We start from the raw sequence: 23,516 nt of genomic DNA on the forward strand, positions 1-23,516 counted from the left end.
CAGCGGCCCGATCACCGTCCAGGCCTGATCAGTCAATTCATGACGTCGCACCACGAACGGAGCAACGACCAACCAACTTTGCGGACACGCCCTAGGACCTGTCGTCACCGTCCCGCCGCCACCCGGCCGACCGGGAAGGTGACGACAGCCACCGACACCGCGAGAGCACCCATCCGACACCGACACCGACACCGGTTCCGATTCCGACACCGATTCCGACTCAGAGCACAAGGACGATCCATGGTTTCAGCAGGCAGTCACATCGTCGTCATCGGCGGCACCCGAGGACTCGGATACGAGGTCGCCCGTGCCGTGGTCGCCCGTGGTGCGCGCGTCACCATCACCGGCCGCGACGCCGCCACGGCCCGCTCCCGAGCACAGGAACTGGGCCCACTGGCCACCGGGGCCGCGTGCGAACTGGCCGATAGGGACTCGGTCCGCGCCCTCTTCGCCGGCATCGACGTCGTCGATCACCTGGTCCTCGCCGCGCTGGACCGTGACCACAACACCATCACCGACTTCCGGCCCGAGGACTGCGCCCGCACACTGCTCACCAAGACGGTCGGCTACGCCACCGCCGTCCACGAGGCGCTGCCGAAGTTCGCCGCCGATGGCTCGGTCGTGATGTTCAGCGGTCTGTCCATGTGGCGGCCGGTACCCGGCTCGACCACCATCTCCATGGCGAACGCGGGCATCATCGGCCTGGTCAACTCCCTCGCCGTGGAGATCCCGCCGGTCCGGGTCAACGCCGTCACCCCCGGCATCGTCACCGGCACCGCCGCCGTGGACGACGCGGACGACGTACGCGCCGACTGGTACGAGGAGATGCGCCAACGCACTCCCGCCAAGCGGCTCCCCACCGCCGACGACATCAGCGCCGCGGTCATGTTCCTGCTGGAGTGCCCTGGCGTCAACGCCGCCAACATCGTGGTCGACGCGGGAATGCACCTCGTCTGAACAGCGGCGTAGCGGTGTAGTGGCGTCCGGGCCGAGCCATCGTGGCTCCGCCCGGACGCCGCTTGTCGTGCTGCTCCGGTGAGCCGCGTGCTGCCTCCCCACGCGGCTCACCGGCCGTTCCGTTGTACCCGCTGTCGTTCAGCTGGCGCTGCCGCTGCCGCTGGCGGCGGCGTGGCCGGCGGTGACCGCGCCGTAGAACGGCATGGCGAGGTTGCTGAAGATGTCGGCGGTGCCGGGGCCGCCGGGGTTCTTCCAGTCGCGGAGCAGTTCCGAGATGACGCCGACGGTGCTGTTGAGGGTGGCACCGGCGTTCTGGAGCCGGAGCAGCGAGGTCTCCCGGGCGAGCGTGTTGGTGGTGCCCGACGCGTCGGTGACGGCGTGCACCTGGTAGCCCCGGCCGAGTGCGGACAGCGAGGCGAACATCAGGCAGACATCGGTGATGACGCCCGCGATGACCAGGTTGGGGCGGTCCATGGCGCGGACGGCGGCGTCGAAGGCCGGGTCGTCGAAGGCGTCCACTTCGCCGCTGCGGTGGATGACGGGGGCGTTCCCGGGCAGCTCGCGCAGGAGTTCCGGGAGCAGCGGGCCGTTGGGGCCCTGCGGTGCGGAGGTGGTGGCGACGATCGGCAGACCGAACACCTTCGCGGTACGCGCGAGGGCCTGGGCGTTGCGACGGACCTCGTTCTGGTCATGGTCCTGGACGCCGAGGATCAGCCCGGTCTGGTGGTCGACCAGCAGGATCCCGGTGTTCTCCGGGGTGAGCCGGTGGGTGAGGTAGCTGTTCTCGCTCATGGTCTTCCTGGTTCTCTGGGGGAGTGCGGCCGTCGCGCGGCCAGGGCGTCTGCCCACTGCGCAAGCCCCATCTTGTTGCTTGCGCATTCATCTCAACGTCGATGGGTGGGCGCCCATTCCTCGCCCGGTCAGCCGTTCCGCGTGGCGTGTGTCACTTCACTCGGTGGTGTCGCACTCCGCCGGATGCCCTCCCGGCCCCAGCCGGACCAGGATGCCGTGCAGCAACTCCAGCTCCTCCGGCGAGAGGCGGCCGGCGAAGCTCTGCTCCACCACGTCGGCATTGGTCCGCACCGCCGCCCGCAGCAGCTTGCGCCCCTCGTCCGTGAGCTGGATCAGGGCGCCGCGCTGGTCCTCCTCGATCGGCGTCCGGGTCACCAGGCCACGCTGCGCCAGCCGGTCGGCGAGCCGGCTCACCGCGCTCTGCGTCAGCACGATCCGTTCCTTGAGGTCCTTGAGCCGGGTGCCGGCCAGGGGAATGTTCACCAGGGTGTCGAACTCGCTGATGGACAGCCGGTGCTGCTCGGCGAGTGCCTTCTCGATCTCGCCCAGCACCTGCTGATGCACCTCCATGAACGACCGCCAGACCCCGACCCTGAAAGCCTTGGACGGTGTGGTTGCCTTGCCCGGCACTGCGCCTCCTCATTGCATGCGTCTGCAACATTCTCGCATTCCTCGGCAGGGCCGCTCGTATCCGGGCGCGGGGCCGCCGCCGGAGCGCGTGCCCGGCGTCCGCCGTTCGGGTGGGCGCGACCGACGCCGGGAGCCACGTCGGTGGCCGATCGCACCCCGGCTACGACTCCGGGAGTGCGCGAGAGGGCCTCAAGCGGGTCATCCGACGCATCGCGGGCGCCCGTAGGTGCACGGACACTACCTGTTGATGCTGCCCTCGAGCCCACGGCGAGTGGTGGGTACCACGGTGGAACTAGCGTGACGGACCCGCGGGGCTCACCTCTTTCATTCACCGCTTGAAGCTTGCTGATGCTTCGGATCATTCTGGGGAGCGGATCTCGTTGTCCTTACGTGCGCGCAAGAAAGCCATAGTCGTCGGAGCGGGGATAGGAGGTCTCGCCGCGGCGGTCGCTCTCCGAAAGGTGGGCGTGGACGTCGCGGTCTATGAACGGGACCAGTGTTTTCGCCCTGCGGGTTCCGGTATCTCGGTGATGAGCAATGCGGTCGGTGCCCTTCGCGCGCTGGATATCGATCTCGGCCTGGAGCGGCGGGGACAGATAGTCCGGCGCACGGTGATTCTGGACAGCGCGGGCCGGACGATGCGGGAGATGCCGCCCATGGACCCCGCTGCCCCGGCGGCGGCCCCGAGTGTCGCGATGAACCGTGCCGATCTGCACGAGGCCCTGATGGGAGCGTTGGGCGATGTTCCGATCGAATTGGGTGCCGACGCTGCGTCGTATGAAATCCGGGGCGGCGGTGTCCGTGTCCGTTTCACGGACGGGCGGGAAGCCTCGGGCGATATCCTCATCGGAGCCGATGGCATCAACTCCGCAATACGCAGACAGCGCACCGGAGACATCCGAAAGCCACGGTACGGTGGATTTCTGTGCTGGCTCTCCATCATTCCATTTTCCCACCCCAGAATGACCGTCGGCTTCAATGCCCATTACTGGGGCCGCGGAGCCCGGTTCGGTCTCCACGACGTGGGCTCGGGGCGCGTCTACTGGTGGGGCACGGTGAACATGCCGGCCGACGCGGCGCGCGCCTGGGACGGCGACCGGACCGAGATAGCGCGGGCGTACGGGAACTGGGCCGACGAGGTGCAGGACGTCATCCTCGCCACCCGCACCGACGACATCGTCGCCGTGCCCGCACAGGACCGGCCGTTCCTCGAAACCTGGGGGGACGGCCCCGTCACCCTGCTGGGAGACGCCGCACACCCCATGCTGCCCAGCCTCGGCCAGGGCGCCAGCTCCGCCATCGAGGACGCCGTCGTGCTCGCCCAATGCCTCGCCGCCCGCGAGAACCCCGTGACCGCTCTGCGGGCCTACGAGGACGTACGCCGGGAGAAGAGCAGACAACTCGTCCAGGCCTCCCGCAAGCTCGGCGCGCTGGAGCAGGTGGAGAATCCCCTGCGGCGCGTCGTACGGGACACCTACATCCGCTGGGCACCGGCCTCGGCTCTCTCCGCCCCCTTCAAGCACGCCGCGACGCCTCAGCTCCTCGCGGAGTAGGACGCGGACACGACCGCCGTTTCGGCGGGGGGCGCCTCAGGGCGGACGGCGTCACGCCCCGCACGCCTTCGTCATCGGGGGCTGTGCCGGAACCCCGGTGAAGTGCTCGGCCCAACGGGTGATCTTGACAGACGCGGCCGAACACCGTGCCCCCTCGACCAGCACCAGGCGATTCCCCGCCTCGCCGTACGGAAGGCGGCGTACCGGGTGATTCGGCCGGGTGGGGGCGAGGGTGCTTCAAGTGCGTGCGAGGTGGCATCGATGGAGGTGGCATGTCCCCCATCTGTCAGGGAGCTCCCTCGATGCGCCTGCTCGCACGTCTGGCCACCGCCGCCCTCCTCACCGTCACCCCGGTGACGGCCGCCGGTACGGCCACCGCCGAAACCCACCTGCCGCCCCCGGCGCCGCTGCACGACGCGCCCAGACCCATCCCCGGCCGGTACATCGTCACCCTGCACAAGGGACTCGACGCCGCGCAGCTCGCCAAGAGGCTGGGTCTGAGACCGACCTTCCACTACGGCACGGTCCTGAACGGCTTCGCGGCGCCGCTGACCAAGGTCCAGCTGGAGGCCGTCCGGAGGAACCCGGGCGTGAGGTCGGTACAGCAGGACGCGACGGTCTCGGCGCCGCCCACCCCCGCGAGACCCCAGCGCGCCCCCGCCGCCTCCTGGGGCCTGGACCGCATCGACCAGCGCTTCCTGCCCCTCGACGACGACTTCAGCACCGCCGGCAGCGGCCAGGGCGTGACCGCCTACATCCTGGACACCGGCATCGACTACTCCCACCCCGACTTCGGCGGCCGTGCGCGGCCCGGCTTCGACGCGATCGGCGACGGCCGCAACGGCGCCGACTGCAACGGCCACGGCACCCATGTCGCCGGCACCGTGGGTGGCACGACCTTCGGCGTGGCACGCAAGGTGAACCTGGTCAGCGTCCGCGTCCTCGGATGCGACTCCAGGGGCTCCTGGTCCGGGATCATCGCGGGCCTCGAATGGGTCGCCCGCAACGCCCGGCAGCCCGCCACCCTCAACGCCTCCCTCGGCGGCGACCGGGTGGCCGCGGTCAACGAGGCCGCGACCGCGGTCTCCGACCGGGGGGTGCTGCCGGTGGTCGCCGCGGGCAACTCCAACATCGACGCCTGCCGGGTCTCACCGGCCTCGGCCGCCCGCGTGCTGGCGGTCGGCGCGACCAACCGCTACGACGAGGAGACCGACTTCTCCAACTGGGGTGAGTGCCTCGACCTCTACGCGCCGGGCCGCGCCATCGTCTCCGCCAAGCTCGGCGGTGGCAGCGTGGCCCTGGACGGCACCTCCATGGCCGCCCCGCACGTCACCGGCGTCGCGGCCCTCTACAAGGCCAAGCACCCCAACGCCTCACCGACCGAGCTGCACGAGTTCCTGACCGACGAATCGACGAAGGACATCGTCCAGAACCTCAGCGACAACAGCCCGAACCGGCTGCTGTTCACCGACGGCCTCTAGGGCGCGTATTGAGTCGTGATCAATCTGTGGGATTCGCCCTCGTGGTCGGGCCTGATCCGATGGACCGTGTTGCGTGACTCGAGTGCAACTGGCTGACGCCGTGTGGGTGTTCATCGGGCCGTTCCTGCCGATCGGCGGGTACGGCCCGTACCCGGAGCGGCTGCGCCGGCAGTTCGGGGGCGTGATTGATCTGGCGGTTTCGGACGGGCGGCCAGTGGCGGGAGATGCCGCGGGAGTTCGGTGCCTGGCCGACGGTCCGCAACCGTTTCCGGCAGTGGCGGGACGCCGGGGTCTTCGAGGCCCTGCCGGAGGGCGCGGTCGCGGGGGCCGCGAAGCGGGGTGAGGTGGACCTGTCGCTGGCCGGCGTGGATTCCACCACCGTCCGCGCCCACCACGACGCCGCCGGGATGCACCTCGGCCCGGACACGCCGGCCGGCCTGGAGAAGGCGGCCGAAGAGGCGGAGAAGGCCCGGCAGAAGGGGGAGTCCCGAAGGAACAGGACGGGCAGGACACCGCGGACGGCCCGCAGCGGGACGAGCGGAGACGTGTCCGACGCCGGCGCAGGCTCCGTCTGAAGGCCGCCCTGCTCGGGTGCTCCGGGGGCGGGCGGACCGGCAGGGTCCACGTTGCCGGCGAGCGCAGGTGCCGCCCGCCGGCCGTCGTCCTGGCCGGGGGGCGGGCTGCCGGCAGCCCGCAGTTCATCCCCGTGCTGAAGTAGGTGCGGGTGCGCGGGCCGGTCGGCCGTCCCCGTACCCGGCCTGGCGCGGTCGCCGGGGACAAGGCCTACTCGTCCCGCGGCAACCGTTCCCGCCTGCGCAATCGCGGTATCAGGGCTGTCATCCCGGAGAAGCGGGACCAGGCCGCCGACCGGAAGAAGAAGGGCAGCCGGGGTGGCCGGCCTGTCGGCCACGACGCCGAACTCCACAAAGAGCGCAACACCGTCGAGCGCCTGATCAACAGGCTGAAGGCCTGGCGGGGCATCGCCACCCGCTTCGGCAGGAAGCCCGAGAGCCACCTCCCCGGCCTCCACCTCCGCGCCTCGATGATCTGGATCAAGGACCTCACCAAGACCCTTCCTTGATCATGACCAAATACGCTCTCTAACGCGCTCGTGCATGGTTGGCGTTGAGGCGTCGGGCTCTTGATCGTTAATCATGGTCAGGTGATGGAGAACGCGTCCCGTGCAGTGATCGTCGGCAACCGTCGCATCACCGGCCTGTCGGCTGACGTGATCGCTGAACTTGTCTCCGAAGTAGGCCCGTTGTGGCATGAGTGGTACCAGGCGAGGCTGGCGTCCAAGCCGCGGAAGCGGGCCCTGGGCGCCGGCGCGAAGCACCGGCTGGTGTTCATCGACCGGCTGCCGGCCACACTGGTCCATCTTCGCCACGGGGTCACCCACGACGTGCCGGCCGGCTGGTTCGGCGTGGACCGCTCCACGATCACCCGGGCCATCGGTGAGGTGCGGCCCCTGCTCGCCGAGCGGGGATGCACCGTCAGCCCTGACGTGCGGCTGCCGTCCCTGGCCGAGGTCGTCGACCATCTCGGCGCGAGCGGGAAGACCGGCATCGTCGACGGCACGGAGATCCCAGTCCGTCGGCCCGCCGCCGGACGCAAGGACCGGGACTCGTTCATCTCCGGCAGGAACAAGCAGAACGCCGTCAGGTCCATGGTGGTCACGGACAGCGAAGGCCGCGTCCTGTGGTGCAGTCCAGCACGTCCCGCAAGCTGCGCGGACATCACCCACGCCCGCCAGCTGGGGCTGGTCAGGCTCCTGGCCGACGGGCCCGCGGTGGAGATCCTGGCCGATGCCGGCTACCAGGGCCTGGGCGCCCAGACCGGTGGCCGGGTGGTCACACCGCCGTACCGCAAATTCAGGAAAGACGCCCCGGACTGGTACGAGGAGATTCACGAACATCGGCGCAAGGCACACTCCTCACGCCGTATCCGGGTCGAGCACGGCATCGCCCACCTGAAGAACTGGCGGGCCCTGGCCCGCCACCTCGGCCGCCGCGAGCACATGAGCGACACCGTCCAGGCCGTCGCCGGCCTGCTGTCCCACCAACAATCCGCAGACCTGACCGCAGCACGGCAGATGTGAGCCCAGGGCCACGTCGAACCCTTCGACGCCTCAACGCCAACCATGCACAAGCTCGTTAGGCGCCCAAGATCAAGTGCTTGGCGTTACTGACTGTTCCGCTGGTCCCCAAGGCCCAACCCAAAGGCAGGACACCAGAACAGGACAGCCACAATCCCTGAAGATCACTGCTCCATCACAGCGGTGCGGGTGAGCGACGACGGGGACGGTATGGACGCCAACCGCCGCCCGCACGGGTACGGGCTGGCGGGAATGAGCAGAAGGACCGGGAAGCTCGGCGGGAGCAGGCAGCTAAGGAGCACGCCGGGCGAGGGGACCACGATCCTGGTGGAGGTACCTCGATGACAGAACCCGAACCGATCACCGTGCCCATCGTCGACGACCAGCCGGTCGTGCGGGCCGGGCTGCGCGGGATGCCGGCGAACGAGGCCGACATCCACGTGGTCGGCGAGGCGGGCAGTGACTGTGGTCAGCCGCGGTCTGATCACCGTCGAGGACTGATCAGGTCATCGCTCTCGGGCGGCTTCCACGGGAATCTCCCTGCGCATCGACGCGAGCGACAGGGCATTGGTCCACCCACTGTCCGACGAGCCGACGGCATGGCGACCGACTCCGCCGCCGCCGCTCACCGGTACCCCTCCCCGCCTCCACCGAGCCCGTGATGGACACCATGACGGCCCGGCCGATACCCCGCCACCGATGGACCTCCTGTGAAAGTCGGCCATACGTGAGGTGTGTCAGGAACTCCGCGCCCCCTGGGAAACTCGCCAATTCCCCCACGGGCCGCACCTTCCCGCCCGGGTCCCGTCCGCTCCTCGGTCCCCTTCCTCCTCACACTCCGTGGAGTGCGCGGATACCGATCGAACGGCACGTGATGACGCCTCCACACCGTCTTCACGCATCGCACACTTTCGGCCGCGGGGCACGTTCGAGGGGCGGCGCGGGGCAGACGCTGCGCGTCCGATCTGCCTAGCCTCCCTGGCCATGCGATCAACTCTGCTCAGACGCTTCGGGCTTACCTCCGTTCTCGCCGTCGCGCTCGCCGTCTTCGGCTTCACGCCGTCCGCGAGCGCCGCCCAGGCCGACCTCGCGTTCAGCACGAGCGCCACCACCACCACGCCCGGCGGCTCGGTGAGTCTGTCGATGACGCTCACCAACAACCACACCTACGACATCTGGTTCGTCTACCAGACGATCGACCCGACGTGGCTGACCACCCAGCGGCCCGACCTGCTGTACAGCTTCACCGGCTGCACGCTGGCCACCCCCGGCGGCGGCTCCACCCCGTGTTCGGGTACCGGTCCCGCGAATCTCGGCTCCAACTACGGCACCACGATCCCGCCCGGCCAGAGCCGGACCGTGACCCTCACGCTGTCGGTCGACGCCGCCTCCGGCTGCAACGGCAACATCGGCTTCTACTCGTACAACTACATCGAGTTCAGCGACAGCACGAGCATCAGCGGCGGTCCGGTCTACACCCCCGAGACCCGGGTGCTCTGCGCCTGACGCACAGGCGGTTCACAGGGCGGCCGACACCGGGGGACGGCCGCCATCCGCATACCGAGATCCACATGGGATGTAACCAGACGAAAAACGGGGACGTATACGGCCCTGTCGAGGATGTGCGGTCATGGCGGAGCAAAGACGGCGGGGCCGACAACGATCGGGGGCAGGACCCTGACCTGCGAACATATAATCTGCCTGGGTCCGGACCTGACGAGAATGCACCTTCCGGACGGGCCGCGCGGGCCGATTCGCCCCCCAACCCGTCGCCCGCACTTTTCCGCCACGTTCCGCTTCGGGACCACAAAAGCTACACAAGAACATCACCATGGATGCTGCGAGTGCGTCAGCGAACGTCTTAGGGGGGCGTGGCGCGGCGCATCGGGGGGGTGCGTCCGCTCTTTGCAGGAGCGGTGACCCACCCCTGCCAGGGGAGGGAAATTCACCGCATGAAGCGATCCATACGCACGGCCGCGCTCACCGTGGGCGCGGCCATCGCCGCGCTGTTGGCCCCGGCCACAGCGCACGCCGACACCGTCACGCCCCGCATCGATCTGCGGGTCCTGATCGTCAGCGACGGCGGCCCGGCCACCGACGCCATCGCGTCCGAACTCGGGACCGCCGGAACGCCGTACACCGAGATCGATCTCACCGATCCCGCGAGACCCGTGATCAACGCGGCCTTCCTCGCGGACACGGCCGGAAGCGTGCCGCGCGCCAAGTACCAGGCGGTCGTGCTGCCCAACGACAATCCGTTCGCGGCCGGCAGTGCCGAGATGGCGGCGCTGGTCTCCTACGAGCAGACGTACGCGATTCCGCAGGTCGACGCCTACACCTACGCCCGCCCCCAGGCCGGACTTCAGTACCCGGTCTACGGCGGCTACTCGGGCAGCCTGGACGGGGTCACCGCGCAGGTGACCACTGCCGGTGCGGCGGGGCCGTTCGGGTATCTCGAAGGAGCCGTGCCGTTCGAGAACAACTCACCGACCGTGGGTGAGAGTTACGGCTATCTGTCGACTCCCGCGCCCGGCGCCGACTTCACCAGCTACGTGGACGCCCCGATCCCGGGGCGGACGACCCGTGGGTCCCTGGTCGGCGAGTACCGGCACGACGGGCGGCGCGAACTTGTCGTCACCTTCGTCTACAACCAGTACCAGCAGCAGTTCCGGCTGCTGGCGCGCGGCATCGTGGAGTGGATGACGGGCGGGGTGCACCTCGGCGCCTCCCGCAACTACTTCGGTGTGCATGTCGACGATGTGTTCGCGGCGGACGACCGCTGGGACTCCACACTCAACTGCACGCCGGGCGACATCGACTGTGCCCCGGGGCAGGGCGTGTCCGATCCGATCCGGATGACCCCGGCGGATGTCGACGCCGCCGTCACCTGGCAGCAGGAGCAGGGCATCACCCTCGACATGGTCTACAACGGCGCGGGAAGCGTGAACCAGCGCGAGGACAACGGTGGCGTGGATCTGCTCGCCGACGAGTTCATCGAGGACAAGAGCAGCTTCCGCTGGGTCAACCACACCTACTCGCACCCCTATCTCGGCTGTGTGCAGAACGTGACCGTGGTGCCGTGGGTGTGCGCCACCAACGCGAACGGCAGTACCCAGTGGGTCAGCGAGGCCGCCATCTCCGACGAGATCGCCACCAACCGGGTCTGGGGCGAGTCCGTCGGACTGGAGCTGGACAACGAGGAGTTGGTGACCGGCGAGCACTCCGGTCTGCGGATCTCTCCGCAGCAGCCGGTGGACAACCCCAATCTCGCGCCCGCGCTCGCCGCCAACGGTGTCGAGTGGCTCGCCTCGGACAGCTCCCGTGACCCCGTACAGCGTGCGGCCGGCCCCGCGACGACCGTCCCGCGCTACCCGATGAACATCTTCTACAACGCCGGGCGGGCCGCCGAGCAGGTCGACGAGTACAACTGGATCTACACCAGCCGCGCCCAGGGCGGCAGTGGCATCTGCGAGGACAATCCGGCGACCACCACCTGCCTCGCGGCGCCGCTCGACACCGCGACCGGCTACGCCGACTACATCGTGCCGCTGGAGACCAGGACCGCACTCGGGCATGTGCTCGCCAACGACCCCAAGCCGCACTTCATCCACCAGTCGAACCTGGCCGAGGACCGGATCGCCTACCCCGTCCTCAACGGTGTCCTCGACGGCTATGACGCCCTGTTCGCGGCGAGCACGCCCGTGGTGAACCTTCCGATGAAGGACCTCGGCATCGAGATGCAGCGACGCGCTGACTGGGCCGCGGCGCTCGCCGCCGGTCAGGTCACCGCCTACCGCGTCGGCGACACGGTGACCGTCGAGGCGCCGAACGGCGTGGCCGTCACCGCGACCCTGCCCACCGGCACCACCCTGGGCGGCTCGGCGTTCGGCAACGCCTACGCGGGCGCGGTGTCCGGCTGGACCGCCTCGGCGGGGCAGCCACTCACCTTCACCCTGCCGTCGGCCCCGGCCGCCCCGGCCGCGATCGACGACACCGCGGGGGCGGCCACCTCCACCGCACCCGCGACCACGGTGCCCCCCGGCGCGAGCCGGCCGGTGCCGTACCTCCCGGAGACCTGAGCGCGGCCTCTGCCCCGGCCGCACCGAGTGCGGCCGGGGTCGCTGCACCCACCACCGACCTCAGCCGTGGAGCCCATCCATGCACGCTTCCGCTGGCGCGCGCCGTCTCGCAGCGACGCGCGTCACCCTGCTCACCGAAGGCACATACCCGCACAGTCACGGCGGGGTGAGCGTCTGGTGCGACCAGCTCGTCACCGGAATGCCCGATCTCGACTTCGAGGTCATCGCCGTGACCGGCACGGGACGCGAACCCCTCGTCTGGGATGTCCCCGCCCATGTCACCCGGGTCGACTCCGTCCCCATGTGGGGTCCCGCGCCCGACGGCCGCCCGCCGCGCGGCCGGAGCCGTAACCAACTCGCCCTCGCCTACGAGCAGTTCCTCGCGGCCCTGCTCGACCCGCGCGCCGAGCACGGCTTCGCCCCCGCCCTCTACACCATGGCCCGGGCCGCGGCGGGGGGCACGCTCAGCCCCTTCCTCCGCGACGACCAGGCGATCGGCCTGCTGACCGCGGTGTGGAACCGGCCGGGCCTGACCGTACGGGAGGCCCGCCCGACGCTGCATGACGCGATCACCGCGACGGGCCTGCTGGAACACGCCCTGCGCCCGCTGGCCACACCGCTGCCCCGGGACGGGGTGTCGCACGCGGTCAGCGGCGGGGTCGCCGCGCTGCCGGGGCTCGCCGCGCTGGAACAGCACGGTGTGCCACTGCTGCTGACCGAGCACGGTGTCTATCTGCGGGAGCGCTACCTCGGCTACCGCACCGCCCCCTACCGCTGGCCCGTCAAGGCCGTCGTCCTCGGATTCTTCCGGCTGCTGGCCGAGGAGACCTACCGGCGTGCGGCGCTGATCACCCCGGGCAACCGGTACAACCGGCTGTGGGAGGAGGAGGGCGGGGCCGCACCCGAGTCGATCCGCACCGTCTACAACGGCGTCGACCCCAGCGCCTTCCCCCCGGCCGGGCCCGAACCGGTCGAACCCACCCTGAGCTGGGCCGGCCGGGTCGACCCGATCAAGGACCTGGAGACCCTGATACGCGCCTTCGCCCTGGTCCGGGGCAAGATCCCCAATGCCACCCTCCGGCTGTTCGGCGGTACACCGCGCGGCGGCGAGTCCTACCGCGAGCGCTGCGAAGCCCTCGCCGCGGACCTCGGTCACGGTGACGCGGTCACCTTCGAGGGACGGGTCGACGACATCAAGGACGCCTACGCGGCCGGGAACGTCGTGATGCTCTCCAGCATCAGCGAGGGCTTCCCGTTCACGTTGATCGAGGCGATGTCGTGCGGGCGGGCCACTGTCTCCACCGATGTCGGCGGTGTGCGCGAGGCCGTCGGCAGCGCCGGCCTGGTGGTCCCGCCACGCGATCCCGAGCTGATGGCGGACGCCGCGCTGGAACTGCTGGGCGATCCGCAGCGCCGCCGCCAGATGGGCGAGGCGGCGCGGGCGCGTGTGATCGAGCAGTTCACCCTGCGCCAGACCGTCGACACCTTCCGCTCGATCTATCTGGAACTGGCCTCGGCCACCCGGGTGTGGAGCCCGTCCGCCCACCGGCCGGAGCCGGTCGTGGGCGCAGCCGTCATCAGCACGAGGAGCATGGCCGGATGAGCGGACCGATGCCTCTCGATCCCGACGGCAGACAGGGCGAGACCCTCGCCCTGCGCATGGTCAAAGCCCCGCTTCGTAAGGCCCTGCGATGGGACGAGACGATGACGCTGCGCCGGCCCAGGTTCGAGATAGACCACGCGGCGGTCGATGAACTGGCGGCCGAGCTGGCCGATCGGATCGGTCCCGCCGTGCATCCCTACGAGGTCGCCGCGCTGCTGGAGTCGGAGGGCCTGACCGGTGAGCTGATCAAGGAGCGTTACGGCCACCGCAACCTCTTCTCCCTGGCCGCCGCGCTCTACGAGAAGGTGCCGCGCACCTTCCCGGAACCCGAGTCGCCACCCGACCCCTGGCGCCCGGACCATGTCCGTTCCGCCCTGCGCGGGGCCCTGTTCGCGCTGCCGGGGCTGGCGTATGTGCTCACCTCGCCGCTGTGGGACGCCGACCGTGCCCTCGCCGTACTGGTGGTGGCCGGTCTCGTCTCCTGGGCGTGGGGGCAGGCGCTCGGCCACCGGGCCTTCGCCCGGATGGTCACCGGCCGCCGGGAAGCGGCCGTCACCCTGCTCAAGGGCGCTCCCCTCGGCGCGGCTGCGGCGACCGGGGCCGGCATCCTGCTCTCCGGCTCGGGCGCCGCGATGGTCGCCGCGGCGGCCCAGTCGATGTATCTCGCGGCGGCGGGTGTGCTGCTGGTGCTGGGCAGGGAGCGGCTGCTGCTGGCCTCCCTCGCCCCGCTGGTCGCCGGGGCGGCGGTGCTGCCGTGGTGGGAGCCGGGCGATGTGCTGCGCGCAGGGCTGCCGCTGCTGGCCCTGGTGGGTACGGTCGGTGCCGCCGCGGTGGTGCTGCGCACCGCCCTCGACGGCACCGCCCCGGCGGCGGACACCGTACGGCCTCCGCTCGGCCGGTCACTGCCGTACGGCCTGTTCGGGCTGGCGGCGGGCACGCTGGTGCTGCTGCTCGGGCGGGAGGAGCCCTGGGCGGTGATCGTGCTGACCGTGAGCATGGGGCTCGCCGAATGGCTGCTGTACCGCTTCCGGGGGCTGTCCGTGACGGCGCTGCGGGCGAGTGCGACACCGGCCGGGTTCCGGCTGCGTTCGGCGGGCGTCCTCGCCCTGTGTCTCGGCTGCTATCTGCTGCCGCTGCTGCCGCTGGCGCTGCTCACCGGTTCCCCGCCCGTTCCACTGCTGCTGCTCGCGGCGGCCCTGTGGATCGCCCTGCTGCTCCAGGCGTTCGGGGTGGCGTGGCCTCCGGCCGTGCTGTCCCTGGCCGCCGCCGCGGTGGCCGGCACGCTCACCCTGGCCGACCCGCCCATCGCCCTGGACGCCCTGTCGGTCTGTACCGGGGCGGCGACGCTGGGCCTGCTCGGCTGGGCGCTGCGCCTGCTGGGACGACCCGCACCCCACGCATGAGTCCACCCGCCGGGCGCGGCACGCGCCACGCCCGGCGGGACGACGAACCCGGCCCCCAACCCGTCCCACAGAAGACACATCACCCCGCACCACCAGCCGAAAGGAAGTACGCGTTGACCACCGCACCACTCGCCGCCGTCACCGGAGCCGAGGGTTTCATCGGCTCCCACCTCACCGAGGCGCTGGTCGCCTCGGGGCACCGGGTGAGGGCCATGGCGCAGTACAACTCGTTCTCCTCCTACGGCTGGCTGGAGACCCTGCCGAAGGACGTCCTCGACCAGGTCGAGATCGTCCTCGGCGATGTCCGCGACCCCGGATCGGTGCGCTCCCTGCTCGAAGGCGCCGAGTGTGCCTACCACCTGGCCGCGCTCATCGCGATCCCGTACTCGTACCAGGCGCCGCACAGTTACGTCGACACCAATGTCACCGGCACGCTCAATGTGCTGGAGGCGGTGCGCGCCCTCGGTACGCCCCGGCTGGTGCACACCTCGACCAGCGAGACGTACGGCACCGCGCAGACGGTGCCGATCACCGAGGACCACCCGATCAACACCCAGTCCCCGTACGCCGCTTCGAAGGCGGGCGGTGACCGGCTGGCGGACAGCTACCACGCCAGTTTCGACACGCCCGTGGTGACGCTGCGGCCGTTCAACACCTTCGGTCCGCGCCAGTCGATGCGGGCCGTGATCCCGACCGTGATCGGCCAGATCGCGGCCGGGGAACGCACCATCACCCTCGGCGATCTGCGTCCGACCCGGGACTTCTGCTACGTCAAGGACACCGCGCAGGCGTTCCTCGCCGTGGGCGGTGCGCCCGCCGGGCAGGTGGTGGGGCGCACCTTCAACGCCGGTACCGGCGGAGAGATCTCGGTCGGCGACCTGGTCGCGCTGATCGGCAAGGTGATGGACACCGGCCTCGACGTACGTGAGGACTCCGCGCGCATCCGGCCCGCGAACTCCGAGGTGATGCGGCTGGTCGCCGACGCGAGCCGGCTGACCGCGGCGACCGGCTGGCGGCCGGCGCACTCCCTGGAGGAGGGCCTCGCGCACACCGTGGAGTTCTTCCGCGACCCCGCGAACCTCGCCCGGTACAAGACCGGCATCTACAACATCTGACAGACAGCACGTCCACGAGAGCCCGAAGCACACTACGGACACCAAGAAGGAGTCCCATGCACGCTGTGATCCTGGCGGGAGGCAAGGGCGTCCGGTTGCGGCCCTACACCACCGCGCTGCCCAAGCCGCTCGTGCCGATCGGAGACCAGCACGCCATCCTGGAGATCGTGCTGCGGCAACTCGCGGCGGCGGGGTTCAGACGAGCCACCCTCGCCATCGGTCATCTCGGCGAGATAATCCGCGCCTACGTGGGTGACGGCAGCCAGTGGGGCATGGCCGTCGACTATGTCTCCGAGGAGAGCCCCCTGGGCACCATGGGACCGCTGGTCACCATGCTGGACAAGCTGCCCGAGACGTTTCTCGTCATGAACGGAGACATCCTCACCGACCTCGACTACGCGGGCGTTCTGGGCGCCCACCGCGCTTCCGGTGCGCCGCTCACCATCGCGACGTACGCCCGCAAGGTGCACATCGATTTCGGGGTGCTGACCACCACCGACGGCCGGGTCGTCGCCTTCACCGAGAAGCCCAGCATGGACTACCGCGTCTCCATGGGTGTGTACGGGCTGTCCCGGTCCACGCTGAACGGCTACACACCCGGGCTGCCGCTGGGCTTCGACGAGTTGGTGCTCGACCTGCTCGGCCGCGGCGATCCACCGCACGCCTACGAGTTCGACGGGTACTGGCTGGACATCGGCCGCCCGGACGACTACGACCAGGCCAACGCCGAGTTCACCACCCGCAAGTCGCTGTTGCTCAAGGGAGCCTGACCAACCGATGCGCATTCTCGTCCTCGGCCTCACCGGCTATCTGGGCGGCCATGTGGCCGGGCAACTGCGCGCCCTGGAGGGCGTGCGGGTGCTCGGCGGCGGCCGGTCCTCCGCCGCCGGGTTCGGCATCGACCTCGCCACGGTCCACCCGGACGACCTGGCGAACACCCTCAAAGAAGCCGCGCCGGACGCGGTGATCAACTGCGCGGGTGCCACCGGGGGCGACGCGGTGACCCTCGCCGAGGTCAACGCCCGGGGCCCGGCGGTACTGTGCGCCGCCCTGCGCGACGCGGCGCCGTCGGCGCGGCTGGTCCATCTGGGCTCGGCCGCCGAGTACGGCCCCGGCGTACCGCACTCCACAGTGACGGAGTCGGCGGCCACCCGCCCGCTGTCCGTCTACGGGGCCACCAAGCTCGCCGGTACGGTCGCCGTCTCCACATCGGGGCTGGACGCGGTGGTGCTGCGGGTCGGGAACCCGCTCGGGGCCGGTGCGCCGGTCACCGGGCTGCCTGGCCGGCTCGCCGGACTGCTGCGCACGGCCGGAAGCGACCCCGACGCGGTTCTGCGGCTGGGCGACCTGTCGGCGTACCGCGATTTCGTGGACGCGCGGGACGTGGCGCGGGCGGCGGTGCTCGCGGCGCGGGCGCCGGGGCCGCTGCCGGCGGTGCTCAATATCGGCGGCGGTCGGGCGACCCCGGTACGGGACCTGGTGCGGGCGCTGGCCCGGATCGCCGGGTTCCGGGGGCGAATCGAGGAGAACGGCGGCGGATCGGCCCGGTCCGGAGAGGTCTCGTGGCAGTGTTCGGACATCACGGCCGCGGGGTCCGCGCTCGGCTGGCGGCCCTCGTACACCCTCGACGACTCCCTGGGCGCGCTGTGGGCCCGGGTGGCACGGCCGGAAGGTGTCCGGATTCCGTGAGCCTGCTCGTTCCGCTGTATGTCCATCCGGCCGAGGACCCCGGCGCGTGGCATCGCCTGATCGAGGCGGCCTCGCACACCTATGGCGTGGTGCTGAACCCGGCGAACGGCCCCGGTACGGAACCCGACCCCGCGTTCACGGCGGTGGCCGGGGCGCTGCGGGAGGCCGGCGCGCGGCTGCTCGGTTATGTCGACACCGACTACGGCACCCGCCCGCAGTCCGAGGTGATGCGCGATGTGCTGCGCCACCACGAGTGGTACGGCACCGAGGGCTGCTTCCTCGACCAGGTGACGGCCGCGCCGCAGGAACTGTCCGCGTGCCGACGCCTGGTACGCGGGGTACGCCGCCTCGGTGCCTCGCCCATCGTGCTCAACCCGGGCGCGCATCCGGCGCCCGGGTACGCGCGGATCGCGGATCTGGTGGTGACGTTCGAAGGGCACTGGTCGACGTATGTGTCGGCCTTCAGCAGACCGACCTGGACGGCCAGGCACCCGCCGGAGCGGTTCTGTCATCTGGTCTACGGCGTACCCGAGGCGCTGGTGCCGCTCGCCGTGCGGACCGCGCACGCGCGCGGCGCCGCGGTCGCCGGCCCGGTCACGGGAGAACTGCCCAATCCCTGGGTGGAGTTGTCACCCGCGCTCAGGGAAGCGGAGCGATGACACAGCACTGGCCGCGGTCCCCTGGGCTCTCAGCCGGTCGAGGCCGGGGAACCTGAGAGCCCGGAGCGAGGGCACGAGGCCGTAGGGGCGGACCCCTACGGCCTCATCAGTACGGACGTCCCCGCCCTAGGAGGTTGCAGCCCGACCGGGCCGGTGCACCCGGCCCAGGCCCGCGCGTGGAGCACCGTGCGCGGGCCGTGCTGTACGAGAGACTGACACGACCGGCCCGGACCGGACCCATGTGAAGCCGAGGGCCGACGCTCACGGCCGCCGAAGTATCCGGTACGGGTCATCACGACAGCACGCGGGAGACCCTCGCGCAGCCGCCCGCCCCCGTGCCCGCCCCCGCACCACACCAGCGCTTTCCAGCCACCCATGGGCTCCGATCCATCTCGACGTGCGCCGATGCTGTGCGATCCTCCGGACGATTCCGCCCCGAGTGGGCCTCAATCCTCAGGAACGAGAGTGCACATGACCGACCCGACCCTGGGCCGCCGCCGGCTGCTGAAGATGTTCGGAGTGAGTGCGACCGCGTCGACGGCCGCCGTCCTCCAGGCGGATCCGGTGCTCGCCGCGACCCTCGGCCACGACGAGAAGACCGGCGTGTACGCCGCCGAGTACCGCGCGCCGACCGGCCTGGCGGGCAGCACGGACGCCAAACGGACGGCGCTGGCCTGGATCGACACCAACCGGGCCACCCTGACCGGGCTCAGCGACGACATCTGGCGCCACGCGGAACTGTCCCTGCGCGAGTGGAAGTCGTCCCTCGCGACCGCGGCCGTACTGCGGGCCAACGGCTTCACCGTCGAATGGGGTTCGGCGGGCTTCCCCACCGCCTTTGTCGCCACCTATGGCAGCGGCGGCCCGGTCATCGGCTTCAACGCCGAGTACGACGCCCTGCCCGGCCTGTCCCAGAAGAAGGGCGGCGCCACACACGACCCACTCGTATACAACTACGACGCTTATGGGCCAACCTACGGCCCGGGGCACGGCGACGCCCACAACACGCTCGGCGCGGGCGGGGTGGGCGCGGCCGTCGCGGTGGCCCGAGCCATCCGCGACCACCGGCTCAAGGCGACCGTGAAGCTCTTCGGCAGCGCGGGCGAGGAACAACTCGTCGGCAAGGCGTACGCGGTGAAGGCCGGGGTGTACGACGGGCTGGACGCCTTCCTGGACTGGCACCCCTTCAACATCACCGTCCCGTTCTGGAACACCACCAGCTCCCTGATATCGGCCACCTTCACCTTCCTCGGGGCCTCCGGCCACGGCGGCACCCCGCTCGGCAACAAGAGCGGCCTGGACGGCGCGCTGCTGATGGCGACGATGTCGGAGTACCTGCGGGAGAAGAACGTCGCCCCCTCCGGCCGCTTCCACTACGCGGTCATCAACGGCGGCGGCGCCCCCAATGTGACCCCAGACATGTGCTCCATATGGTTCTTCGTACGCGAGGGCAGCCCGGCGCGCGCCAAGGTGCTCTACGACAAGATCGTGGAGTGCGCGCGGGCGGCGGCACAGGCCAGCCAGACCCGGCTGGTCCACAAGTTCCACTCCGGTACCTGGAATCTCCTCGCCAGCAAGTCGGGCGCTGAACTCCTCAATGACAACATGCGCCAGATAGGCGCCCCGAGCTTCACCGAGGCGGACCACACCCTCGCGAAGGCGGTCCAGAAGTCCCTCGGCCGCCCGGAAGTCGGTATGCCGACGGACCTCACCCCGCTCGCCCCGCCCGCCGCCACCTACACCGGGGGCCTGTCCACCGACACGGCCGATGTGAGCTGGCAGACGCCCACGGCGGTGCTGCTGGCCGCGGCCTACCCGCCCGGTCTGCCCAATCACAACTGGGCGGTGACCTCCACCGCCGCGACCAACATCGGCCACCAGGGCCTGCTGTCCGCCGCGCGCTATCTGTCGGCCGCGGCCATCGACCTCATCGAGCAGCCCGACCGGCTGGCGGCGATGACGGACGAGTTCAAGGCCCGTACCGAGGGCGTGACCTGGGCGTCGATGATCCCGGACGACACCCAGCCCCCGCTCTACCAGCCCCCCGCGGACTTCCTGACCCGCACGGGCCAGTCCTGGCCCCCGCAGGGCATCACCTGGCCGGTCCCGCCGGTCCTGGCGACGGAGCAACTGGGCACGACGGGACCGGCGATGCCGCCGGTGGAGTAGTGGGGGAGGGGGAGCTCCGGGCTGCGCAGGGCTCCCCCTGTGCGCTGCTCGCGGACCGAGGGCGCTGTCGGCGGTGATGCCCGAGGGGCGACCGGAGTGCCGGTGGACGCCGCTCTTGACAGACCGTTTTCTCCCGTTGTTTCATCCCGTTATGCGGATTTGCTCCGGTAGTGACTGACAGCGCCAGGAGATGATGGTCACGCAGACCCAACCCGTCGACGAGGAACTCGTCGAGGCCGCGGCCCACCTCGCCCGCACCCGCTGCTCGGGCGACAACCACACCATGGCCGCCGCGGCCCGCGCCCGGGACGGCCGGATCGTCACGGCGGTGAACGCCCACCATGTCACGGGAGGATCCTGTGCCGAACTGATCCTCATCGGCGCCGCAGTCGCCCAGGGCGCCCACGAACTGGACACGATCGTGGCCGTGGGCAACGGCGACCGGGGAGTCGTCCCCCCTTGCGGGCGCTGCCGTCAGGTTCTTCTGGACTACTTCCCCGCCCTCAAGGTCATCGTCACAGAAGACGACCGCACCCGAACCGTGCTCATCACCGACCTGCCCGTCGGGAGTCAGCTCCAGGAGACCACCGGATCCGCCGCTGAGTGACCTCCTCGCCGAACCGGCGGCGGCAAGGCCGGTCAGCCATCGATCCGGTGAGTGGTCCAGAACTCGGTCAGATCTTCGGCGGTGGCGGCCTGCGCGGCGGCCTTGAAGGCGGACGTGGTGCTCACGCCGTACCGGTGGGCGCGGACGTAGTCGCGGAGCAGGCGGGTCATGGCGTCGGCCCCGATCGTCCGGCGCAGGTCGTGCAGCGCGCAGGCACCGTAGTCGTAGACGACGTCCTCGTACCGGTCCGGGTGTTCGTCCCAGTACGCCATGCCGTTGGTGATCCGCTCCTGGGGTGTCGACCACTCGACGGCGCTCCAGCAGTCCGGTCCGTCGCGGCCGAGGGCGAGGTGGGTGGCGTACTCGGCGAAGGACTCGTCCAGCCAGGGCCGGTGGTACTGGTCGTCCCCGACGAGGCCGTACCACCACTGGTGGGCGATCTCGTGGATGAGGGCGGGGGCCTTCACCCGGTTCAGGACGAACCCCGGATACTCCATGCCGCTGAACCAGAGGTCGTTGTCCACTACGACATCCAGCTCGGGGTAGGGGTAGGCGTCGAACGCGCGGGCGTGGGTGTCCAGCGCGGACGCGGCGGTGGTCAGCATGGTCCGGGCGTCCCTCGCCGGGACGCCGGTCACGCTGTGGATGTTGATCGTGACCCCGCCCGCGGAGAGGGCGGAGACGGTGTCGAACGGGCCCGCTGACCAGGCGAAGTCACGCACCTTGCGGGCCGTCGCCCTGGTGATGGCCCGTCCGGCGGTCCCCGGGGTGTCGGTCGTGCCGCCGGTGGCGGGCACCTTGAGGGCGGCCGGATGATCGAGCGCCACGGTGAAGTCGGCGGCCAGGGTGTAGAAGGACTCCCCGGTATCCGTGAACGGGTCGAGGTGCCAGCCACCGGCGTCCCGTACCGCGAGCACCGGCAGGGCGTTGCCGAAGTGACTGAACGCCCCGTGCCGCCCGAACCGCCCCGCGCTGTCGGCGAGTTCGGGGGCGCGTACGGTGAGGTCGAAGCCGATGGTGTGGCGCTCGCCGGGACCGAGCGGGACCGGCAGGGCGATCCGCAGTGCCGTGCATCCGACCCGCAGGCCGTCCGCGGTGGCCCCGGACAGGCGGGCCACGGTGACCGCCGGTGCCGAGCAGCCTCCGTGGGCGTTGCCCCACAGCCTCAGGAACACCTCGTGGAGCGGATCCGCGGAGACATTGGTGAAGCTCACCCGCTCGTGCCCGGACCACTGGCCTCCCGAGGCATCACCGGCCAGTTCGACCGAGTAGGCCGCGGAGGCCGGTGTCCGGGTCGGATCGGCAGGCCGCCCGTCACCGGGTGGTGCGCCGCCCGTCGTGGCGGCGAGCAGCGCGAAGCACCCGAGGACCGCCGTCAGAAGCCGGGCGGACCTGCTCAAGCGTCCCCCCGCGCGCCCGCCGGGGACCGTCCGGCGTCGCCCTCCCGCTGCCGCAGGACCGCCAGGTCCACCGCCCGGTCGACGGCGGGCAGACAGGAGGCGATGTCGGTGTGGACGACGTACTCCACCGACGCCACCGTGTGCAGGCCCTGGACCAGGAAGGTGTACTCGGTGTCGCGCTCCAGCAGCAGGACGATCGGCTTGCCGAAGGCGCTGGCCCACCCGATCTCGATATGGGTGCCCGGGGAGGCCGGGCGGCCCGGCAGGGCCACGAAGACATCGGCCTTGCGGATCTCGTCCTGGTCGAGTTTGGTGCACTGCTCCGGCCGCATCAGCTCCGCCCCCCAGGCCTCGCGGCGGTGGGCGTTGTGCACGGCGAGCCCCTGCGCCTCGAAGTGCTTGATCAGAACGTCGAACGGGGCCCGCGCGGCGGCGGGCATCTCCCCGGTCGCGGGGTCCAGGAGCTGGATGAACGGGCCCGCGACGAAGACCGAGCGGATACCCAGGTCGGGGCGGGAGCCAGGAGGGTCGAGGGGCGATGCGGGGGCCATGGGAGTACCTCCGGAGGGGGCGGGTGCGGGGTGGGGGGTCAGTCCTTGAGGAAGCACTGGATGAAGGCGTCGCCGGTGGTGCCGCCGTGGGTGTACTCGGTGGTGTCGTACGCGACGAAGGGATGGCGCTCGACCCGGATCCGGCGGAAGTGCGGGAGGTACTGCCAGCGCAGTTCCGGCCTGGTGCTGAAGAACGGGATGAACACACCGCCGGTGCGCAGCACCCGGACGACCTCCGGCATGGCACGGGCCCACAGCTCGGCGTCCGTCCAGACCTCCAGATCCAGGGCCGGGTCGAAGAACATCCCGTCGATGCTCTCCGACGGCAGGTCGAAGATCCGCTCGAAGAAATTGCCGCGCTCGATGGTGAGATTGTTGGGCAGGTCGGGGTGCCGGTCCCGGAACAGGTCCTCGACCTCGCCGAAGAGTTCCAGCACCGTGTGGCTGCGGGTCGCCGGGTTGCCCGCGATGCGCAGCGCGGACAGGCCCAGGCCCAGCCCGACCTCGTAGAAGTCCCGGCCGTACTCGCAGAGCATGTCGGCGCTGGCCCACATCAGGTCGCGCTCCCAAGCCTGCATGGCCTGTTCGCCGCCGATGCTGAGGGTCACCTGGCCGTCCTGCTCGATCAGTTCGATCGCCGGCTCGGCCTGGGGCACGGTGCCCCGCTCCGAGACATTCTGGATCTCCATGGTCTTCTCCCTGCGGGGTGGGGGCGGGTCGGGTACCGGGGTTC

At 70.6% G+C, this 23,516-nt stretch carries 20 protein-coding genes and 2 pseudogenes; 17 read left to right on the forward strand and 5 right to left on the reverse strand.

Annotated elements, in window-relative coordinates:
* Window positions 1-240: 240 nt before the first annotated feature.
* Window positions 241-957 carry an SDR family oxidoreductase gene (locus ABZX40_RS34340; RefSeq protein ID WP_355735354.1) on the forward strand — a complete coding sequence of 239 codons (717 nt, stop codon included), beginning with the start codon at window positions 241-243 and terminating at the stop codon, window positions 955-957.
* 138 nt (window positions 958-1,095) lie between these two features.
* Here the strand turns inward: ABZX40_RS34340 and ABZX40_RS34345 are convergent, their stop codons facing one another.
* Both ABZX40_RS34345 and ABZX40_RS34350 read right to left on the reverse strand, forming a co-directional pair.
* Window positions 1,096-1,749 carry an isochorismatase family protein gene (locus ABZX40_RS34345; RefSeq protein WP_355735356.1) on the reverse strand — a complete coding sequence of 218 codons (654 nt, stop codon included), beginning with the start codon at window positions 1,747-1,749 and terminating at the stop codon, window positions 1,096-1,098.
* A 156-nt stretch (window positions 1,750-1,905) separates the two neighbouring features.
* Window positions 1,906-2,379 (reverse strand): MarR family transcriptional regulator, encoded by a 474-nt coding sequence (locus tag ABZX40_RS34350; RefSeq protein WP_355735359.1) that lies wholly within the window; start codon window positions 2,377-2,379, stop codon window positions 1,906-1,908.
* A 380-nt stretch (window positions 2,380-2,759) separates the two neighbouring features.
* Here ABZX40_RS34350 and ABZX40_RS34355 point away from each other — a divergent pair, with 380 nt between their 5' ends.
* The 16 genes and pseudogenes from ABZX40_RS34355 (at window position 2,760) to ABZX40_RS34430 (ending at window position 20,832) form a co-directional block, all read left to right on the forward strand.
* Complete coding sequence (locus ABZX40_RS34355; protein ID WP_355735761.1) at window positions 2,760-3,932, forward strand: FAD-dependent monooxygenase; 1,173 nt, start codon at window positions 2,760-2,762, stop codon at window positions 3,930-3,932.
* A 302-nt stretch (window positions 3,933-4,234) separates the two neighbouring features.
* A complete protein-coding gene (locus tag ABZX40_RS34360; RefSeq protein ID WP_355735361.1) occupies window positions 4,235-5,413 on the forward strand; it encodes a S8 family peptidase in 1,179 nt (392 codons plus the stop codon).
* Between the two features lie 73 nt (window positions 5,414-5,486).
* Window positions 5,487-6,494: pseudogene (locus tag ABZX40_RS34365) on the forward strand (transposase).
* An 84-nt stretch (window positions 6,495-6,578) separates the two neighbouring features.
* Window positions 6,579-7,511, forward strand: coding sequence for a transposase family protein (locus ABZX40_RS34370; RefSeq protein ID WP_355735763.1), 933 nt, complete (start codon window positions 6,579-6,581; stop codon window positions 7,509-7,511).
* A 186-nt stretch (window positions 7,512-7,697) separates the two neighbouring features.
* A complete protein-coding gene (locus tag ABZX40_RS34375) occupies window positions 7,698-7,853 on the forward strand; it encodes a hypothetical protein (RefSeq protein ID WP_355735364.1) in 156 nt (51 codons plus the stop codon).
* Window positions 7,850-7,966: pseudogene (locus ABZX40_RS34380) on the forward strand (DNA-binding response regulator); the annotation flags it as partial. The gene ABZX40_RS34375 and the pseudogene ABZX40_RS34380, both read left to right, overlap by 4 nt.
* A gap of 526 nt (window positions 7,967-8,492) precedes the next feature.
* Window positions 8,493-9,014 (forward strand): hypothetical protein, encoded by a 522-nt coding sequence (locus tag ABZX40_RS34385; protein WP_355735367.1) that lies wholly within the window; start codon window positions 8,493-8,495, stop codon window positions 9,012-9,014.
* 446 nt (window positions 9,015-9,460) lie between these two features.
* Window positions 9,461-11,587, forward strand: a complete 2,127-nt coding sequence (locus ABZX40_RS34390) for a hypothetical protein (RefSeq protein WP_355735370.1) — start codon at window positions 9,461-9,463, stop codon at window positions 11,585-11,587.
* 79 nt (window positions 11,588-11,666) lie between these two features.
* A complete protein-coding gene (pelF, locus tag ABZX40_RS34395) occupies window positions 11,667-13,190 on the forward strand; it encodes a GT4 family glycosyltransferase PelF (protein WP_355735373.1) in 1,524 nt (507 codons plus the stop codon).
* Window positions 13,187-14,593 (forward strand): hypothetical protein, encoded by a 1,407-nt coding sequence (locus tag ABZX40_RS34400; protein ID WP_355735375.1) that lies wholly within the window; start codon window positions 13,187-13,189, stop codon window positions 14,591-14,593. The genes pelF and ABZX40_RS34400 overlap by 4 nt, the downstream gene beginning before the upstream one ends.
* Before the next feature lie 113 nt (window positions 14,594-14,706).
* Window positions 14,707-15,708: a GDP-mannose 4,6-dehydratase gene (locus ABZX40_RS34405; RefSeq protein WP_355735377.1), complete on the forward strand. Its 1,002-nt coding sequence runs from the start codon at window positions 14,707-14,709 to the stop codon at window positions 15,706-15,708.
* Between the two features lie 56 nt (window positions 15,709-15,764).
* Complete coding sequence (locus ABZX40_RS34410; protein WP_355735379.1) at window positions 15,765-16,478, forward strand: sugar phosphate nucleotidyltransferase; 714 nt, start codon at window positions 15,765-15,767, stop codon at window positions 16,476-16,478.
* Between the two features lie 7 nt (window positions 16,479-16,485).
* On the forward strand, window positions 16,486-17,397 hold the full coding sequence (locus tag ABZX40_RS34415) for an NAD(P)-dependent oxidoreductase (RefSeq protein ID WP_355735381.1): 912 nt from the start codon (window positions 16,486-16,488) through the stop codon (window positions 17,395-17,397).
* The gene (locus tag ABZX40_RS34420; RefSeq protein WP_355735383.1) at window positions 17,394-18,056 is read left to right on the forward strand and encodes a spherulation-specific family 4 protein; all 663 of its coding nucleotides are present in this window, start codon (window positions 17,394-17,396) and stop codon (window positions 18,054-18,056) included. Before ABZX40_RS34415 ends, ABZX40_RS34420 begins: the two co-directional genes overlap by 4 nt.
* A 471-nt stretch (window positions 18,057-18,527) precedes the next feature.
* Window positions 18,528-20,225, forward strand: a complete 1,698-nt coding sequence (locus tag ABZX40_RS34425; RefSeq protein WP_355735386.1) for an amidohydrolase — start codon at window positions 18,528-18,530, stop codon at window positions 20,223-20,225.
* A 193-nt stretch (window positions 20,226-20,418) separates the two neighbouring features.
* Entirely contained in the window at window positions 20,419-20,832 is a 414-nt protein-coding gene (locus tag ABZX40_RS34430; protein WP_355735766.1) for a cytidine deaminase, read from the forward strand.
* A 32-nt stretch (window positions 20,833-20,864) separates the two neighbouring features.
* Here ABZX40_RS34430 and ABZX40_RS34435 read toward each other — a convergent pair whose 3' ends face one another.
* From ABZX40_RS34435 to ABZX40_RS34445, 3 genes are read right to left on the reverse strand one after another with little or no spacing between them, the layout of a single operon-like run.
* On the reverse strand, window positions 20,865-22,232 hold the full coding sequence (locus ABZX40_RS34435; protein WP_355735389.1) for a M1 family metallopeptidase: 1,368 nt from the start codon (window positions 22,230-22,232) through the stop codon (window positions 20,865-20,867).
* Window positions 22,229-22,783: a nucleoside 2-deoxyribosyltransferase gene (locus ABZX40_RS34440; RefSeq protein WP_355735391.1), complete on the reverse strand. Its 555-nt coding sequence runs from the start codon at window positions 22,781-22,783 to the stop codon at window positions 22,229-22,231. Before ABZX40_RS34440 ends, ABZX40_RS34435 begins: the two co-directional genes overlap by 4 nt.
* Window positions 22,784-22,821: 38 nt before the next feature.
* Window positions 22,822-23,472 (reverse strand): class I SAM-dependent methyltransferase, encoded by a 651-nt coding sequence (locus ABZX40_RS34445; protein WP_355735394.1) that lies wholly within the window; start codon window positions 23,470-23,472, stop codon window positions 22,822-22,824.
* Window positions 23,473-23,516 lie beyond the last annotated feature (44 nt).

The organism is Streptomyces sp. NPDC004610, assembly GCF_040609715.1.
In the GTDB taxonomy this organism is placed as follows: Bacteria; Actinomycetota; Actinomycetes; order Streptomycetales; family Streptomycetaceae; genus Streptomyces.

Excerpts from the sequence above, each read along its gene's own strand:
- ABZX40_RS34440 (WP_355735391.1), bottom strand. The coding sequence starts at position 22,783 with ATGGCCCCCGCATCGCCCCTCGACCCTCCTGGCTCCCGCCCCGACCTG.
- ABZX40_RS34360 (WP_355735361.1), top strand. The coding sequence starts at position 4,235 with ATGCGCCTGCTCGCACGTCTGGCCACCGCCGCCCTCCTCACCGTCACC.
- ABZX40_RS34385 (WP_355735367.1), top strand. The coding sequence starts at position 8,493 with ATGCGATCAACTCTGCTCAGACGCTTCGGGCTTACCTCCGTTCTCGCC.
- ABZX40_RS34345 (WP_355735356.1), bottom strand. The coding sequence starts at position 1,749 with ATGAGCGAGAACAGCTACCTCACCCACCGGCTCACCCCGGAGAACACC.
- ABZX40_RS34340 (WP_355735354.1), top strand. The coding sequence starts at position 241 with ATGGTTTCAGCAGGCAGTCACATCGTCGTCATCGGCGGCACCCGAGGA.
- ABZX40_RS34410 (WP_355735379.1), top strand. The coding sequence starts at position 15,765 with ATGCACGCTGTGATCCTGGCGGGAGGCAAGGGCGTCCGGTTGCGGCCC.
- ABZX40_RS34415 (WP_355735381.1), top strand. The coding sequence starts at position 16,486 with ATGCGCATTCTCGTCCTCGGCCTCACCGGCTATCTGGGCGGCCATGTG.
- ABZX40_RS34445 (WP_355735394.1), bottom strand. The coding sequence starts at position 23,472 with ATGGAGATCCAGAATGTCTCGGAGCGGGGCACCGTGCCCCAGGCCGAG.
- ABZX40_RS34430 (WP_355735766.1), top strand. The coding sequence starts at position 20,419 with ATGGTCACGCAGACCCAACCCGTCGACGAGGAACTCGTCGAGGCCGCG.
- ABZX40_RS34390 (WP_355735370.1), top strand. The coding sequence starts at position 9,461 with ATGAAGCGATCCATACGCACGGCCGCGCTCACCGTGGGCGCGGCCATC.
- ABZX40_RS34425 (WP_355735386.1), top strand. The coding sequence starts at position 18,528 with ATGACCGACCCGACCCTGGGCCGCCGCCGGCTGCTGAAGATGTTCGGA.
- pelF (WP_355735373.1), top strand. The coding sequence starts at position 11,667 with ATGCACGCTTCCGCTGGCGCGCGCCGTCTCGCAGCGACGCGCGTCACC.
- ABZX40_RS34370 (WP_355735763.1), top strand. The coding sequence starts at position 6,579 with ATGGAGAACGCGTCCCGTGCAGTGATCGTCGGCAACCGTCGCATCACC.
- ABZX40_RS34400 (WP_355735375.1), top strand. The coding sequence starts at position 13,187 with ATGAGCGGACCGATGCCTCTCGATCCCGACGGCAGACAGGGCGAGACC.